Genomic DNA, 15651 nt, shown 5'->3' with positions numbered 1-15651 from the left:
CGCCCGGGAGCGAACGCGCTCCGGAACGCCGGGACGGCGGTGGATGGGATGGCGTGCGCTCAGCGCTCGCCGCGCCCGTTCTCCTCGTCGCCGTGGCGACGGAACGCCAGGAAGTTCTCGAGCTCCGCGGCGATCTCGTCCGCGCTCGGAAGCTCGCCGTCGCTGTCGGTCAGAGGGGAACGCAGCTGCGTGTCCTCCATATAGGAGTCGTGCCGCTCCTCCAGGGTGCCGACCAGGCGCCCGAGCTCCGGGTTGCCGGCGACCTGCTCATCGATGTTGGCGACGAAGTCCCTGTCCTCCTGGCGCAGCCGGTCGGTCGGGAAGATCAGGCCGGTCGCGGCGCTGATCGAGTCGAGGGCCGCGACAGCTGCGGCGGGGTACTCGGTGTCCGCGAGGTAGTGCGGGATGAGCAGGATGAAGCCGGCGATGGGATAGGACAGCTTCTGGAGGCGGTACTCGAGCAGGTGGAGGGCGTTCGCCGGGACCTGGGTGTGCGGCTTCCAGATCGACATGGAGTCGATGAGCTCGGTGCGGTTGCCGCTCACGGTCACACCGATCGGGCGCGTGTGCGGGACGGGCATCGGGATGGAGTGCACCCAGGTGATCGTCTTCACCTTGAACTTCTCGATGAGGCCGAGCACGGCATCCGTGAACGCCTCCCAGCGGAAGTCGGGCTCGAAGCCGGAGAGCAGCAGGAACGGCTGGCGCAGCTCGTCGTACGCCAGGTACAGCTTGAGCGTCGCGGGCTGGTAGTCGGTCAGGTGGTCCTGGTCGAAGTAGATGATCGGGCGGCGCGCACGGTAGTCGAGCAGGATGTCCGCATCGAAGGTGGCGACCACCTCGCTGTCGAGGGTGCCCAGGAGATAGGTGCCCAGCTGGCTCACTCCGGAACCCGCATCGGCGAAGCCGGTGAGGCCGGCGACCAGCGGCAGCCCTTCCGGCACCTCCAATGCCGGGTTGAGCTCGAAGAGTTCGCCGGGATCACGCATATCTCAACTCTAGAGCGGACCCCGGCACGCGATGAGGGATGAGGCCGCCCGCCCGGAACGCCCACAGCGAACACGCAGGGGCGCTCCGCCCGGCCGGAGCAGCCCATCCACTGCGCGTTAGGGTCGTGGCATGACCGTTCCCGCGCTGACCCTGACCGACCCCTCTTCCTCCGGGACCTCCCCGGCCACCCCCGTCGACGTGATCGTGGTCGCGGCGCGCGTCGCACGCGACACGGTCACGGTCCTGTCGGGCGCCCGGAGGGAGGAGCTGGCGCAGCAGCTCCGCGCTGTCGGGTTCGGCGGCGGCAAGGATGAGCTGGTGCGGCTGCCCGGGCAGGGTGCCGGGCCATCGGTCGCTGTGGTGGGACTGCCGGAGGGCGGCGCGGACGCCCTGCGCTATGCCGCGGGCAGCGCTGTCCGCCAGCTGGCCGGAACCCCGGCGGTGGCCATCGATCTTCCGGCCGAGGGCGACGGCGAGCTCGGCGCGGTGCTCGAGGGCGCGGCGCTCGGCGCGTACGCCTTCACCGAGTACCGCGAGAAGAGCCGGGCGGGAATCAAGGAGCCCGTCGCATCCATCGAGGTGCTCGGCTCTGCCCTGGCGGCCGATGGGGACGCACTGGTGGCGCGGGCCCGGGCCGTGGCCGAAGCCGCTGCGCTGGTCAAGGACCTGGTGAACACTCCCCCGTTGGACCTGTATCCCGAGACGTTCGCGCAACGCGCCCGCGAGGTCGCGGCCGACCTCCCCCTCACGGTCACGGTCTGGGATGAGGAGCAGCTGGCCGCGGACGGGTTCGGCGGCATCCTCGGCGTCGGTCAGGGCTCCACGCGCCCGCCGCGTCTGGTGAAGGTGTCCTACGCGCCGGACGGTGCATCCCGGCACCTGGCCCTGGTCGGCAAGGGCATCACCTTCGACTCCGGCGGCCTCTCGCTGAAGCCCGCTGGCGGGATGGTCGGGATGAAGTACGACATGACCGGGGCCGCCACGGTGCTCGGGGTGGTGCGGGCCGTCGCCCGGCTGGCGCTGCCGGTGCGCGTAACCGCATGGCTCTGCCTGGCCGAGAACATGCCCTCCGGATCGGCGATCCGCCCCAACGACGTGCTGCGGATCCGCGGCGGCCGCACGGTGGAGGTGCTCAACACGGACGCGGAGGGACGGCTGGTGCTCGCCGACGGCCTGGTCGCCGCCAGCGAGGAGCAGCCGGATGCGATCGTGGATGTGGCCACTTTGACCGGCGCCGCGATGGTCGCGCTCGGCACCCGTTACGCCGCCGTGATGGGCTCGGAGGAGCTCGTGGACGACGTGCTCGCCGCCGCGAAGGAGTCCGGCGAACTGCTGTGGCCCCTGCCGCTCCCGGGCGAGCTGCGCGCCAGCATCAACTCGGATGTCGCCGACATCGCCAACGCCAACCCGGGGAACACCGCCGGCGGAGCCCTGCTCGCCGGGGTGTTCCTGCAGGAGTTCGTCGGGCGCGTCGGCGAGGAGGACGACGCGCCGCGCATCCCCTGGGCGCACCTCGACATCGCCGGGCCGGCGAAGAGCCCGCCGGCGCCGTACGGCTTCACCGGGAAGGGCCCGTCCGCGGTCAGCGTACGCGCGCTCGTCCGTCTGGCCGAGACCATTTCCGGGAAGTAGTAGGGTCGTATGGGCGGGAAATCCCGCCCATCAACACGTCTCCCGGAGCCACCCTCTGGGCGGCCAATCGTGTCACATGATCTGATGCGCGAGGGAGTAGCTGGGTGTCTGAGCAGAACTTTGACATTGTGGTGCTCGGCGGTGGGAGTGGAGGCTACGCAGCGGCGCTGCGTGCGGCCGAGCTCGGTTTCACCGTCGGCATGATCGAGAAGGACAAGGTCGGTGGCACCTGCTTGCACCGAGGCTGCGTCCCCACCAAGGCGCTGCTGCACGCGGCCGAGGTCGCGGACTATTCGCGGGAGTCGTCGAAGTACGGCATCGTGACCCAGCTCCAGGGCGTCGACATCAACGGCGTGACCGAGTACCGCCAGGGGATCGTCGCGAAGAAGTACAAGGGCCTGCAGGGACTGGTCAAGTCCCGCGGCATCACGGTGATCGAGGGCGAAGGCCGTCTCACCTCCCCCACCACCGTCCAGGTCGGTGAGAACACCATCGTGGGCAAGAACGTCATCCTCGCCACGGGTTCCTACTCGCGCTCGCTCCCGGGTCTCGAGCTCGGCGGCCGCGTGATCACCAGCGAGCAGGCCCTCGAGCTCGACTTCGTGCCCAACAAGGTCGCCGTCCTCGGCGGCGGTGTGATCGGCGTGGAGTTCGCCAGTGTCTGGAAGTCGTTCGGCGCAGACGTCACCATCATCGAGGCGCTGCCTCACCTGGTCCCGAACGAGGACGAGTCGATCAGCAAGTCGCTGGAGCGCGCGTTCCGCCGTCGCGGCATCGACTACCGCCTGGGCATCCGTTTCCAGGGTGTCACCCAGAACGAGAACGGCGTGGTCGTCACCCTCGAGAACGGCGACACCGTCGAGGCCGACCTGCTGCTCGTCGCCGTCGGCCGTGGCCCGCTGACCGCCGGCCTCGGCTTCGACGAGGTCGGGGTCACCATGGACCGCGGCTTCGTGATCACCGACGAGCGCCTCGCCACGAACATCCCCGGCGTCTACGCCGTCGGCGACATCGTCCCCGGCCTCCAGCTCGCGCACCGCGGGTTCCAGCAGGGCATCTTCGTCGCTGAGGAGATCGCCGGTCTCAACCCGATCGTCATCCCCGACGTCAACATCCCGAAGGTCACGTACTGCGACCCGGAGGTCGCCTCCATCGGCCTGACCGAGGCGAAGGCCGCCGAGAAGTACGGAGCGGACAGCGTCACGAGCTACGACTACAGCCTCGCCGGCAACGCCCGCAGCGAGATCATCGGCACCAACGGCTCGGTGAAGGTCGTGCGGGTGAACGACGGCCCGGTGGTCGGCGTGCACATGATCGGCGCCCGCGTCGGCGAGCTCATCGGCGAGGCGCAGCTGGTCGTGAACTGGGAGGCGTACCCCGAGGACATCGCGCCGCTCATCCACGCGCACCCGACGCAGAACGAGTCGCTCGGCGAGGCCTTCCTGTACCTCGCGGGGAAGCCGCTGCACACCCTCTAGGACCATCGGCCGGGTCCGCGCCATGCGGACCCGGCTGCAATAAGCTACTGAACGATCAGGTTTGAAGGAGAGAAGCTCATGAGCGAATCCGTCAGCCTCCCGGCGCTCGGCGAGAGCGTCACGGAAGGCACGGTCACACGCTGGCTGAAGAACGTTGGCGACCGTGTCGAGGTGGACGAGCCCCTGCTCGAAGTCTCGACCGACAAGGTCGACACCGAGATCCCGTCGCCGGTCGCCGGCGTCATCGAGGCGATCCTGGTGCAGGAGGACGAGACCGTCGAGGTGGGGACCGCGCTCGTGACGATCGGTGACGGCTCCGGCGCAGGCGCCGAGGCGCCGGCCGCCCCCGCAGCCGAGGCCGCACCGGCAGAGGCGGCTCCAGCCGCGGCTGCTCCAGCTGAGGCGGCACCCGCTGAGGCGGCACCCGCACAGGCTGCTCCCGCCGAGGCTGCTCCCGCGCAGCAGGCTGCTCCCGCTGAGGCCGCTCCAGCCCAGGCTGCCCCCGCGCAGCAGGAGGCACCCGCCGCGCAGGCCACTCCTGCCCCTGTTCAGGAGGCTCCGGCTCCCGCGTCTCAGGCTCCCGCTCAGGCCGCTCCGGTCGAGGCGACTCCCGCCCCTGCAACGCCCGCTCAGCAGGCTCCCGCTCCGGCGGCTCCGGCCGCTCCGGCCGCGCCCGCCGCTCCGGCCGCGGCCGCTGCCGCGCCTGCCGCACCGGCCCCGGCCGCTGCCGCCCCCACGGGCGGCGCGCACGCCGGCAACGCCGGCTATGTGACCCCGATCGTCCGCAAGCTGGCGAACGAGCAGGGCGTCGATCTCTCGACGGTGACCGGCACCGGTGTCGGCGGGCGCATCCGCAAGGAGGACATCCTCTCGGCTGCCGCGCCCGCCCCGGAAGCGGCCGGCGCCCCCGCCGCTGCTCCTGCCGCACCCGTCTCGCCGCTCCGCGGTACCACGCAGCCGATGTCGCGGCTGCGCAAGGTCGTTGCCGAACGGGCCGTCGTGTCGATGCAGTCGACCGCGCAGCTCACCAGCGTGGTCGAGGTCGATGTCACCAAGGTCGCTGCGCTGCGCGACCGGGTGAAGGGCGACTTCCTCGCCAAGACCGGCGTCAAGCTCTCCTTCCTGCCGTTCTTCACCCTGGCCGCTGCCGAGGCGCTGAAGAGCTACCCGGTCGTCAACGCGACGGTGGACGGCGACAGCATCGTGTACCCCGACCACGAGAACATCTCGATCGCCGTGGACACCGAGCGCGGCCTGCTCACCCCGGTCGTGCGGAACGCCTCGGACCTCGACCTCGCCAGCCTCGCGAAGGAGATCTCCGACCTGGCCGAGCGCACCCGCGACAACCGGCTCAAGCCGGACGAGCTCGCGGGCGGCACCTTCACGGTGACCAACACCGGATCGCGTGGCGCCCTGTTCGACACTCCGCTCGTCTTCCTTCCGCAGGTCGCCATCCTCGGCACCGGCATCGTGTCGAAGAAGCCGGTCGTGGTATCGGCCGACGGAACCGACTCCATCGCCATCCGCTCGACCGTGTACCTGGCCCTGTCCTACGACCACCGCATCGTGGACGGTGCCGACGCGGCCCGGTTCCTCGTCGCGGTGAAGAACCGCCTCGAGGGCGGGAACTTCGAGGGCAACCTGGGTCTCTGACCCCGTCACGGGAGCACCGCCCGCAAGCGCCATCCGGCCTCGCTCTTCACCAGCAAGAGCGAGGCCGGTTCGCTTTTCGGCGTCCGCGCCGCATCGGGGACGACATTCACCAGCGCAGCAGCGCCCCACCGCTCCACGAGAGAGAGCTGGGCGCCGGTGTAGTCCCGTTCGCCGTCCGCTCCCGGCGAGCCGAGCGCAGCAACCTCCTGCTCGGAGAACGCCGATGCGCCGTCCAGGATGTCCGCCAGGCAGGAGCGTGTCGCCGGCCGGGCCAGGAAGCAGTCGTGGCGTGACCGAAGGGCGTCGCGCGCAGCATCCACAGGATCGTCGCCGCCCACGGCAGAAGCCGGCGCGGTCCCGACAGCACCAGCAGCAGCTCGGGTCGCCTCGGCCGATGCAGCCGGGTCGCTCTCCCGGGTGGGCGTCACCGTGGGCGTCGCCGTGGGTCTCACCGTTTGCGGGCCGCCCTCGCCCTGATGCGCCGGAACTCCAGGGGAATTCGCGGGCGTGACCCCCGCAGCATGCGCTCCATCGGAGGGCGACCCGGGCAGCAGGACCGCTGCGGCGAGCGCCAGCGTGATCGGAACCGCGCCCGCCACGACGACCATCGGCCGGCGCCGGACCCAGGCGCCGAGGCGTCGCGCCGATTCCCGAATCGGCTGACCGTCCAGGAAGTCCATGACCACCCCGACTGCCAATACCAGCCTGGCGACAGGTTTCGCGCTCCGGCTCGGCTTCCGGCGATCCGATGCTGCCTGGCGCCCTGGGGCCATGACACCTCCGAGACCGGCGTGGTCGCCCGCAAGACCGACCGGTTCGGGAGCGATGGCCGAAAGCACGGACGCTTCGACCGCCTCCCAGCGCCCCACGCGCAAGCCCTTCTCGACGGCCGACAGCAGCACCATCCCGGTACCGTCCACCACACGCAGCGAGAGCGTCCTGGCGAGCGCGTAGAACGCTTCGGCATCGGCGACCACAGGGGCCGGTTCAGACCTCACCACACCATCCAGAAGATCGAGGGCCGGACAGCCGTCCCCGGCGAAGACGATGCCGGCCGGCGACAGCTCGGGACTCGCCCAGCCGCCCGCATGCAATGCGGCCAGTCCGGCGGCCACCCCGAGGAGGACCGTCGCGGCCTCCCCTCCGCGGACACCTCTGCGCCGCTGGAGGAGCTGAGCGAGGTCTCCCCCATCCGCATGAGCGAGGACCACGGCATCCACCTCGTGCCCGCGGATCCTCCTGGTGCCGACCTCGAACACGACGCCGATGACATGCTCGCTCCCTGCCGCTCGCCGGGCGAGCACATCCCGTGGCGGCCACACCACGGGGTCCGCCTCCCGTACCCGGAGCACGCCCCGCCCGGGAAGCACCCCTCCCGATACGACGATCCGCGCTTCGCCCGGCCGGTCCTCCGGAGCACTGCCGGAGCTCGCACTCGCCTCCCACCCTTCGGAATCGGCGAGCACGCGCGCGGCACGGAGGAGTTCGGCTGAGGTGGCGGTCGAGGGACGGGAGGACAGGCGGGACGGCATCACCCATCCATTCCATCGGACCAGCGTTCGCCACCGAACCGGACCGGAAAACCGGTGGAGAACTCGCCCGCCGGCCGACGTGTGAGCAGCGACCGCATCGCGCGCATAGACTGACCCGGTGACCACGTATGACGTCACGGGGCTAAGCGCCAACTCCGTGCCGTATCTCGAGGCCCTTCAGCAGCAGCGTGCCGTGCACGCCGCTGTCGTCGCAGGCCAGGCGCCCGATACCGTCATCCTCCTCGAGCACCCGCCGGTGTACACCGCGGGCAAGCGGACCTCCCCGGACGAACGTCCGACCGACGGCACGCCCGTCGTCGACTCCGACCGCGGCGGCAAGATCACCTGGCACGGGCCGGGGCAGCTCGTGGGGTACCCGATCGTCCGCCTCCACGAACCCATCGACGTCGTCGGCTACGTCCGATCGCTCGAGCGCGTCCTGATCGATGTGCTCGCCCGGCTGGGCGTGACGGGAGTGCAGGTCGAAGGCCGGTCCGGCGTGTGGATGCTCCCGGAGCACAACCCCGGAGCCGAGCAGGACGAGAAGATCGCCGCCATCGGCCTCCGCGTCGCAGAAGGCGTGACGATGCACGGGTTCGCGCTCAACTGCTCCAACAGCCTCGACGCCTACGACCACATCGTGGCGTGCGGCATCCGGGACGCGGGGGTCACGACGATCTCGCGCGTCCTCGGCCGGACGGTGACCCCTCAGGACGTGGCTCCCCTCGTAATGGAGGCCTTCGACCTGGAGTTCACCGCAGCGGAGGCCGTCGCATGAGCGCCGCACCCGAGGGACGCCGCATGCTGCGCCTGGAGATCCGCAACGCCGAGACGCCGATCGAGCGCAAGCCCGCGTGGATCAAGACCAAGGCGAAGATGGGGCCGGAATACCGGCAGCTGCAGAGCCTGGTGAAGTCCGAGGACCTCCACACCGTCTGCCAGGAGGCCGGCTGTCCCAATATCTACGAATGCTGGGAGGACCGCGAGGCGACGTTCCTGATCGGCGGCTCGCAGTGCACCCGGCGCTGCGACTTCTGCCAGATCGACACGGGGAAGCCGGCCGAGTTCGACCGCGACGAGCCGCGACGCGTCGGCGAGTCCGTGGAGCGGATGGGCCTTCGGTACGCCACCGTCACGGGGGTCGCCCGTGACGACCTGGAGGACGAAGGCTCCTGGCTCTATGCGGAGACGATCCGTGAGATCCACCGGCAGTCGCCCGGCACCGGCGTCGAGATCCTGGTGCCCGACTTCTCGGGCAACCCGCAGCATCTCGCCGAGGTGTTCTCGGCCAAGCCCGAGGTCTTCGCGCACAACGTCGAGACGGTCCCCCGGATCTTCAAGCGGATCCGGCCTGCCTTCCGGTACGAGCGGTCGCTCGACGTGCTCACCCAGGGCCGCGCAGCCGGCCTGATCACCAAGTCCAATCTGATCCTCGGGATGGGCGAAGAGCGTCACGAGGTCAGCACCGCGCTGCGCGACCTGCACGATGCGGGGACGGACATCATCACGATCACCCAGTACCTGCGGCCGAGCCCGCGCCACCTTCCCGTGGCGCGCTGGGTGCATCCGGACGAATTCGTCGAGCTCAAGGAGGAGGCCGAGGAGATCGGCTTCCTGGGCGTCCTCGCCGGTCCGCTGGTGCGTTCGTCGTACCGGGCCGGACGTCTGTGGGCGCAGTCGATGCAGGCGAAGGGACGGCCTGTTCCGGACGAGCTGCGTCACCTCGCGGACGCGTCGCTCGGGTTCGCGCAGGCGGTCTCGTGAGGGCCGTCCGGCTGTAGACGCACGCCGTGCCGACCCGGCGCGCACACAGCGCACACCCGTCGCGAACGGGCGGTGGGCGAGGCGTGGACGAGCGCCGAGTGGGTCGTCTGGAACGCTGCGGAGCCGGTATCCTTGGACCTATGGCAAAGGACAAGTCCACCAAGGAGCCCGGCCGTCTGAAGCAGATGTGGCAGGTGTTCCAGATGACCCGCCGGTATGACGACCGCGCGGTGCTCTACATCGCCCTCGGGGCTGCCTTGCCGATCGTCCTCGGCGTGCTGGTGGCGGTGCTCCTCTCCGGCGGCAACGTCTTCACCATGGTGCTGTGGATCCTCGCCGGCGTCCTCGCCGGCGTCCTGTTGGCGCTCATCATCCTCGGCCGTCGCGCCGAACGTGCCGCCTACTCCCAGATCGAGGGACAGCCCGGTGCGGTCGGCGCTGTCCTGCGATCGTCGCTGAAGCGCAGCTGGCGCGGCTCTGAGATGCCGGTCGCCGTGAACGGCAAGACCCAGGACGCGGTCTACCGCGCAACGGGTCGTGGCGGTGTGGTCCTCATCAGCGAAGGCCCGAAGACGCGGACTCAGCGGATGATCGACGAAGAGCGCCGCAAGGTCAATCGCATTCTCCCCAACGTCCCAGTCACCATCATCAGCGTCGGGCCGGATGCGGACTCCGTGCCGCTGCACAAGGTCCCGCGCCGGCTCTCGAAGATCAAGCCGACTCTCACCAAGGCCGAGGTGCTGGCGATCAGCAACCGGCTGCAGTCCATCGAGAGCCAGATGCCCATCCCCAAGGGCGTCGACCCCATGAAGGTCCGCGCGCAGCGCTCGCGCTGACCCCTGACGCCGGGCGTCAGGCGACTCCGGGCGTCAGGCGACTCCGGGCATCAAGCGACAACGGGCGTCAGGCCCGGATGAGGACGGTTCCGGCGACCTTGTCGTGGAATCCGCGCTGGTCCGAGTCCCAGACGAGGGCAGGAACGGCGAGGCACAGCAGCAGCGTGCGGACGACGGGGCGCCAGAGGCCGACCCAGCCGCCGCGGACCGCCACCACGCGCATCCCGAAGATGCGGTGCCCCACGCTGCCGCCGATCGTCGGGATGAAGACGATCTGCAGCAGCGCGAAGATCAGGATCGTCGCCCAGGAGTCGTCGTAGCGGAAGAACGCGAACGACAGGAACGACGCGATCGCCCAGTCGACGACGATCGCGCCGATGCGGCGTCCGATCCGGCCGACCGAGCGCGGGCCCGCCTCCGGGAGGCCGAGGCGCTCCCCCGGGTAGCGGCTGGGGGCGATGTCGCCGGGGCGGTCGGTCGGGTTCTGCGGCACGGCCTGAGTCTAGCGAGGCGGACCTGCGTATCCTGGGCACAGCGGGAGCCGTACATCCATGCCCGACCCGGGTACGCGTAACATGCCGGAAACATTTGCGTCACCGCCGGGAAACGGCCTCCCCCTAACGTTGTTCTGGGCTGCAGGCGCAGTCCGGTCACCCGCAAAGCCATTGGGAGTTGTCCGTATGTTCCGTGATTCGTCTGAGGTGCTCAAGTTCATCAAGGACACCGACGTGAAGTTCCTTGATATCCGCTTCACCGACCTTCCGGGTGTGCAGCAGCACTTCAACATCCCCGCCTCGACCGTGGACGAGGAGTTCTTCTCGGTCGGGCAGCTGTTCGATGGCTCGTCGATCCGCGGTTTCGCGTCGATCCACGAGTCGGACATGCAGCTCATCCCGGACGTCTCGACGGCCTACGTCGACCCCTTCCGGGCCGAGCGGACGCTGATCATGGTGTTCGACATCTACAACCCGCGCAACGGTGAGATCTACTCGAAGGACCCGCGCCAGGTCGCCAAGAAGGCGGAGAAGTACCTCGTCTCGACGGGCATCGCGGACACCGCGTACTTCGCCCCGGAGGCGGAGTTCTACATCTTCGACGACGTCCGCTACGAGGTGAAGCAGAACTCCAGCTTCTACTCCGTCGACTCCGAAGAGGGCGCCTGGAACTCCGGCCGCACCGAAGAGGGCGGCAACCTCGCCAACAAGACCCCGTACAAGGGCGGCTACTTCCCCGTGAGCCCCGTCGACAAGCAGGCCGACCTGCGCGACGACATCTCGCTGAAGCTGATCGACGCCGGACTCATCCTCGAGCGCGCGCACCACGAGGTGGGCACCGGAGGCCAGGCCGAGATCAACTACCGCTTCGACACGATGGTGCACGCGGCCGACGACATCCTCAAGTTCAAGTACATCGTCAAGAACACGGCGAACGAGTGGGGCAAGACCGCCACGTTCATGCCGAAGCCGCTCTTCGGCGACAACGGCTCAGGCATGCACACCCACCAGTCGCTGTGGAACGACGGCAAGCCGCTGTTCTACGACGAGGCCGGCTACGGCGGCCTGTCGGACGTCGCTCGCTGGTACATCGGAGGCCTGCTGAAGCACGCTCCCGCGGTCCTCGCCTTCACGAACCCGACGGTGAACTCGTTCCACCGCCTGGTCCCCGGCTTCGAGGCCCCGGTGAACCTGGTCTACTCGGCCGGTAACCGCTCGGCGTCGATCCGCATCCCGATCACGGGCTCCAACCCGAAGGCGAAGCGCATCGAGTTCCGCGCGCCCGACGCCTCCGGCAACCCGTACCTCGCGTTCGCCGCCCAACTCATGGCCGGCCTCGACGGCATCAAGAACCGCATCGAGCCGCACGAGCCCGTCGACAAGGACCTCTACGAGCTCCCGCCGGAGGAGGCGCGCAACATCCCGCAGGTGCCGGCGTCGCTCGGCGAGGCGCTCGACGCGCTCGAGGCCGACCACGACTTCCTCCTCGCAGGCGGCGTGTTCACCCAGGAGCTCATCGAGACCTGGATCGAGTACAAGCGCGAGAAGGAGATCAAGCCCCTCGCGCAGCGTCCGCACCCCTTCGAGTACGAGCTGTACTACGGGGTCTGAGAAGCCACACGAGTGCAGCAGGGCCTACCGGAATCGTCTTCCGGTAGGCCCTTCTGCGTTCACGAGAACACCGGCGTACGCTTCCGGTGTGAGCGAGCTCGAGCCGCGGAAGCGCGGGAGGCTGCATAGATCCCGGAGCAAAGCTGTCGTTCCGCGGCATATCCCGAGCGAGGTCGTCCCGGTGGCGTTCGAGGAGGTGCAGGACTTCGTCCGCGACGCGCTGCGGGGGACGAGCCTCCGGGATCCGTTCGCTCAGATCCTCGGCGGCTACGCGCTCTTCAAGCCTCAACTCCGGTTCGTCCGGGTGGATGAGACGCACACGCGCGTGGAGTTCGACGCGCTCGGACGGGTCGCCGGTGCCGAGGCGCTGCTGTACACCCGTCGGCTGGGTGAGATCGACCGCTTCTTCGTCGCGCTCCAGGATGAGCTGGATCGCCGTGAGCAGCGACACCGACCGCCGACGGAAGGCAGGGCGATCGAGGGCCACGACTGACGTCGACGTTGCGGTGCAGGGCCCAACGGTACCGAGCGACGGTGCGGCATCGATCGGCTCAGCTGTCGACCGACGGGCGGACCGACGGCCTCGCATCGACGGCCGGAAGGACGACCGCGGCAGTCGGCCGCGTCGCACCAGGCGGCACCGCAGGCGCGGCGACGACCACGCGTCGGCGCAGCACGTTCTTCAGCCGCATGGCGGGCTTCTCCACCCCGTACCAGCTCAGGGTCGCGAGGCCGAGGGTCACCGCGGTAGCCACCGCGGCGAACAGCGGGACGCCCAGCGTGGAGAGCCCCGCGCACGCCAGCACTTGCTGCACCGGGAACGCGTAGATGTACGTGCCGTAGGAGACGTCGTTCTCCAGACGTAGCCTCCTCACCTTCACGAGGGCGCCGACCGTGATCAGCACGTAGGCGAGCGGCAGAGCGGCGATCACCCGGTAGTCCGGCAGGAAGGCCGACCCTGCGATGACGAGGGCCGCCGCGCCCACCAGCCACCAGCGGGCCGGAAGCAGCCGCTGGAACTGCTGGATGAGCGCACCCGCAGCGAACATGATGCCGAAACGGGCGCCGTTCACGAGATAGAAGTTGTGCACGGCACCCAGGTCGGACAGGACCATGACGACCAGACAGGCCACGAACGCCAGAGGGAGGGTCATGCGGAATCGGAGCACTCGGGTCAGCCCGAGCGCCAGCACGACGAGGTAGCACAGGAACTCCCACCACAGCGTCCAGAGGGAGCCGTTCCACACGCCCGGGTACGGCACACCCTGGGGTGTTCCCGCGATCCCGAACTCGTTGATGCGGAGCGCCGCGTTCTTCACCACGTACAGCACCGAGTCCGTCATGTAGCTGTGGGGGAAGCCGTGCCCGGTGAGGAGCACGCCGATCGGCGCGAGCACCAGCACGGTCACGATGAGACACACCCAGAACCCAGGGAGGATGCGCAGGAAGCGCGCCCGGAGATACGGCCACCAGTGCGGCCGCCGTAGCCAGCTCGACACGATGAGGAAGCCGGAGATCGCGAAGAATCCGTCCACGCCTCCGTCGCCCAGCAACTGCGTCACCGGAGAAGGCGGATGCACCGCGCCGGTAACGGCGAAGGTGTGCCACACGATCACACTGACAGCGAGCACCAGCCGGAGGGCGTTCAGGGCATTGAGACGCAGGTCGAGAACGTCCGCCAATGTCGATATTTTCTCAGCTTTCCCCATGGGGGCCACCTTAGGCTCCCTTTTCCACCCACCGCCACCCCACATCGGGTGCCATGTCGACATTCCGCATCGCCGTTCGACACGATGATAGGAGGGTGCGAGCAGCGCACCCGGAACGTTGAGGGAGACACCCATGAAGTACATGCTCATCATGCGCGGCACGGACGCAGCCAAGGAGGCCTACAAGGACATCGACTTCAACGAAGTCATCACGCGCATGGGCCAGTACAACGAGCAGCTCATCTCGGCCGGCGTGCTGCTTGCCGGCGAGGGCCTCGCCGAGGACACCGAGAGCACTGGGTTCGTCGTCGATTTCTCCACCACGCCTCCCGCCATCACGGACGGACCATATGGGGAGACGCATGAGCTGTTCAACGGATTCTGGATGATCGAGGTCAGCTCCAAGGAGGAGGCGGCGGAGTGGGCGAGCAGGTGCCCACTCGGTCCGGGGTCGAAGCTCGAGGTGCGGCGGGTCACCGACGAGAGCGACTTCGCCGCGTTCGCCGATAACGAGTACATCCAGAAGGAAGCGGAGTGGCGCGCAGCGGCCAAGAACTCCTGAGCGTCCCTGGCACCGAGGACGCGGCAGAATGAACGGGATCCCGGCGCGGATCGACGCCGTCTGGCGGATCGATGGCGCGCGCGTCGTCGCGACGCTCGCGAAGCTGACTGGAGACGTCGGCCTTGCTGAGGATCTCGCCCAGGAAGCGCTCGTCGAAGCGCTCGCGCAGTGGCCACGGGATGGCGTCCCGGACAACCCGGGCGGCTGGCTGACGGCCGTGGCCAAGCGGCGGGCGATCGACCACTGGCGGCGCCGCGAGCGGCTCGACGACCGCTACCGAACGCTGGCATCCACGCTGGAAGAGGGGACGGACAATGCCTGGGAGCCGATCGACGACGACGTGCTGCGGCTGGTGTTCACGGCGTGTCATCCCGTCCTGTCGCGGGAGGCGCAGGTCGCGTTGACCCTGCGCATAGTCGCGGGACTCAGCACGGCGGAGATCGCCCGCATGTACTTCGTGCCCGTGGCCACCGTGCAGCAGCGCATCGTCCGGGCGAAGAAGACGATCTCGGCAGCGCGCGTTCCATTCGAGACGCCCGAGCCGCCGGAATGGAAAGAGCGGCTCGCGGGTGTGCTCGGTGTCGTGTACCTGGTCTTCACCGAGGGATACGCGGCGACGACGGGACCCGAGTGGATGCGGCCGGAGCTCGCACACGAAGCGCTTCGCCTCGGCCGGATGGTTGCGGCACTGCTCCCCCGCGAACCGGAGGCCCATGCACTCGTCGCCCTGATGGAGTTGCAGGCGGCCCGGTTCGCCGCGCGAACGCATCCCGACGGAACACCGGTACTGCTCGCCGACCAGGACAGGACGCGGTGGGACCGGGCGCAGATCGTGCGCGGTCGCGCAGCGCTCGCCCGCGCCGACGAACTCGGCCGGGGACGCGGGCCGTATGCCGTGCAGGCTGCCATCGCGGAATGCCACGCGATCGCAACCAGCACGGACGAGACCGACTGGGAGCGGATCGTCCTCCTCTATGAGGCGCTCGGCAGGATCGCACCGAATCCGGTCGTCGAGCTGAACCGGGCAGCGGCCGTGTCGATGGCCACGGGACCGGCCAACGCTCTCCGGGTCGCCGATGAGCTGGCGGCTCAGGGAGCACTCCAGGGCTCGCACCTGCTGCCGAGCGTCCGGGGCGAGCTGCTGGCCCGCCTCGGGCGCACGGACGAGGCCGTCTCGGAGCTCACCGCCGCGGCCGGACTCGCCGCCAACGACCGCGAGCGCGACGTGCTGCTGGCCAAGGCGGCCCGCCTCCGAAACCTCTGACCCACCGTCGAGTACACGAAGACTGCACGTTTACGGCGCGAAAATGTGCAGTCTTTGCGTACTCGACGGTGGGGCGTGGGGTGCGGGGACTGTCTCTTATACACATCTGACGCTGCCGACGACGGA

The 15651-nt window shown here is 69.2% G+C and carries 14 protein-coding genes; 10 read left to right on the top strand and 4 right to left on the bottom strand.

Annotated elements, in window-relative coordinates:
- Window positions 1–59 precede the first annotated feature (59 nt).
- The gene (locus ACPYOG_RS04505; protein ID WP_481293058.1) at window positions 60–989 is read right to left on the bottom strand and encodes a proteasome assembly chaperone family protein; all 930 of its coding nucleotides are present in this window, start codon (window positions 987–989) and stop codon (window positions 60–62) included.
- Between the two features lie 130 nt (window positions 990–1119).
- Here ACPYOG_RS04505 and ACPYOG_RS04500 point away from each other — a divergent pair, with 130 nt between their 5' ends.
- The 3 genes from ACPYOG_RS04500 to sucB all read left to right on the top strand — a co-directional run bounded on the left by ACPYOG_RS04500 (window position 1120) and on the right by sucB (window position 5753).
- Entirely contained in the window at window positions 1120–2622 is a 1503-nt protein-coding gene (locus ACPYOG_RS04500; protein WP_481293057.1) for a leucyl aminopeptidase, read from the top strand.
- Window positions 2623–2726: 104 nt separating this feature from the next.
- Window positions 2727–4100: a dihydrolipoyl dehydrogenase gene (gene lpdA, locus ACPYOG_RS04495; protein WP_481293056.1), complete on the top strand. Its 1374-nt coding sequence runs from the start codon at window positions 2727–2729 to the stop codon at window positions 4098–4100.
- Between the two features lie 78 nt (window positions 4101–4178).
- Complete coding sequence (gene sucB / locus ACPYOG_RS04490) at window positions 4179–5753, top strand: 2-oxoglutarate dehydrogenase, E2 component, dihydrolipoamide succinyltransferase (protein WP_481293055.1); 1575 nt, start codon at window positions 4179–4181, stop codon at window positions 5751–5753.
- A 5-nt stretch (window positions 5754–5758) separates the two neighbouring features.
- On the opposite strand, the gene ACPYOG_RS04485 is transcribed toward sucB, so the two are convergent.
- On the bottom strand, window positions 5759–7285 hold the full coding sequence (locus ACPYOG_RS04485; RefSeq protein WP_481293054.1) for a hypothetical protein: 1527 nt from the start codon (window positions 7283–7285) through the stop codon (window positions 5759–5761).
- Window positions 7286–7403: 118 nt separating this feature from the next.
- Between ACPYOG_RS04485 and lipB the strand changes: the two genes are divergently transcribed.
- The 3 genes from lipB (at window position 7404) to ACPYOG_RS04470 (ending at window position 9885) form a co-directional block, all read left to right on the top strand.
- Window positions 7404–8063, top strand: coding sequence for a lipoyl(octanoyl) transferase LipB (gene lipB, locus ACPYOG_RS04480; RefSeq protein WP_481293053.1), 660 nt, complete (start codon window positions 7404–7406; stop codon window positions 8061–8063).
- Window positions 8060–9049 (top strand): lipoyl synthase, encoded by a 990-nt coding sequence (gene lipA, locus ACPYOG_RS04475; RefSeq protein WP_481293052.1) that lies wholly within the window; start codon window positions 8060–8062, stop codon window positions 9047–9049. The genes lipB and lipA overlap by 4 nt, the downstream gene beginning before the upstream one ends.
- A 140-nt stretch (window positions 9050–9189) precedes the next feature.
- Entirely contained in the window at window positions 9190–9885 is a 696-nt protein-coding gene (locus ACPYOG_RS04470; protein ID WP_481293051.1) for a DUF4191 domain-containing protein, read from the top strand.
- Window positions 9886–9952: 67 nt separating this feature from the next.
- Here ACPYOG_RS04470 and ACPYOG_RS04465 read toward each other — a convergent pair whose 3' ends face one another.
- Window positions 9953–10378: an RDD family protein gene (locus tag ACPYOG_RS04465; RefSeq protein ID WP_481293050.1), complete on the bottom strand. Its 426-nt coding sequence runs from the start codon at window positions 10376–10378 to the stop codon at window positions 9953–9955.
- A gap of 187 nt (window positions 10379–10565) precedes the next feature.
- On the opposite strand from ACPYOG_RS04465, the gene glnA reads away from it, so the two are divergent.
- The gene (glnA, locus tag ACPYOG_RS04460) at window positions 10566–11990 is read left to right on the top strand and encodes a type I glutamate--ammonia ligase (protein ID WP_481293049.1); all 1425 of its coding nucleotides are present in this window, start codon (window positions 10566–10568) and stop codon (window positions 11988–11990) included.
- Window positions 11991–12078: 88 nt separating this feature from the next.
- Window positions 12079–12483: a hypothetical protein gene (locus ACPYOG_RS04455; protein ID WP_481293048.1), complete on the top strand. Its 405-nt coding sequence runs from the start codon at window positions 12079–12081 to the stop codon at window positions 12481–12483.
- A gap of 58 nt (window positions 12484–12541) precedes the next feature.
- Here ACPYOG_RS04455 and ACPYOG_RS04450 read toward each other — a convergent pair whose 3' ends face one another.
- Entirely contained in the window at window positions 12542–13672 is a 1131-nt protein-coding gene (locus ACPYOG_RS04450; protein ID WP_481293047.1) for an acyltransferase family protein, read from the bottom strand.
- 160 nt (window positions 13673–13832) lie between these two features.
- Here ACPYOG_RS04450 and ACPYOG_RS04445 point away from each other — a divergent pair, with 160 nt between their 5' ends.
- Both ACPYOG_RS04445 and ACPYOG_RS04440 read left to right on the top strand, forming a co-directional pair.
- Window positions 13833–14261, top strand: a complete 429-nt coding sequence (locus ACPYOG_RS04445; protein ID WP_481293046.1) for a YciI family protein — start codon at window positions 13833–13835, stop codon at window positions 14259–14261.
- A 28-nt stretch (window positions 14262–14289) separates the two neighbouring features.
- Window positions 14290–15525: an RNA polymerase sigma factor gene (locus tag ACPYOG_RS04440; protein WP_481293045.1), complete on the top strand. Its 1236-nt coding sequence runs from the start codon at window positions 14290–14292 to the stop codon at window positions 15523–15525.
- Window positions 15526–15651 lie beyond the last annotated feature (126 nt).

The organism is Leifsonia sp. HAY1-4F (genome assembly GCF_056755275.1).
This window is presented reverse-complemented; position numbering and strand designations above follow the sequence as displayed.

Coding starts and splice junctions, on each gene's coding strand:
- ACPYOG_RS04505 (WP_481293058.1), bottom strand. CDS start 989: ATGCGTGATCCCGGCGAACTCTTCGAGCTCAACCCGGCATTGGAGGTG.
- ACPYOG_RS04500 (WP_481293057.1), top strand. CDS start 1,120: ATGACCGTTCCCGCGCTGACCCTGACCGACCCCTCTTCCTCCGGGACC.
- sucB (WP_481293055.1), top strand. CDS start 4,179: ATGAGCGAATCCGTCAGCCTCCCGGCGCTCGGCGAGAGCGTCACGGAA.
- ACPYOG_RS04485 (WP_481293054.1), bottom strand. CDS start 7,285: ATGCCGTCCCGCCTGTCCTCCCGTCCCTCGACCGCCACCTCAGCCGAA.
- lipA (WP_481293052.1), top strand. CDS start 8,060: ATGAGCGCCGCACCCGAGGGACGCCGCATGCTGCGCCTGGAGATCCGC.
- ACPYOG_RS04470 (WP_481293051.1), top strand. CDS start 9,190: ATGGCAAAGGACAAGTCCACCAAGGAGCCCGGCCGTCTGAAGCAGATG.
- glnA (WP_481293049.1), top strand. CDS start 10,566: ATGTTCCGTGATTCGTCTGAGGTGCTCAAGTTCATCAAGGACACCGAC.
- ACPYOG_RS04445 (WP_481293046.1), top strand. CDS start 13,833: ATGAAGTACATGCTCATCATGCGCGGCACGGACGCAGCCAAGGAGGCC.
- ACPYOG_RS04440 (WP_481293045.1), top strand. CDS start 14,290: ATGAACGGGATCCCGGCGCGGATCGACGCCGTCTGGCGGATCGATGGC.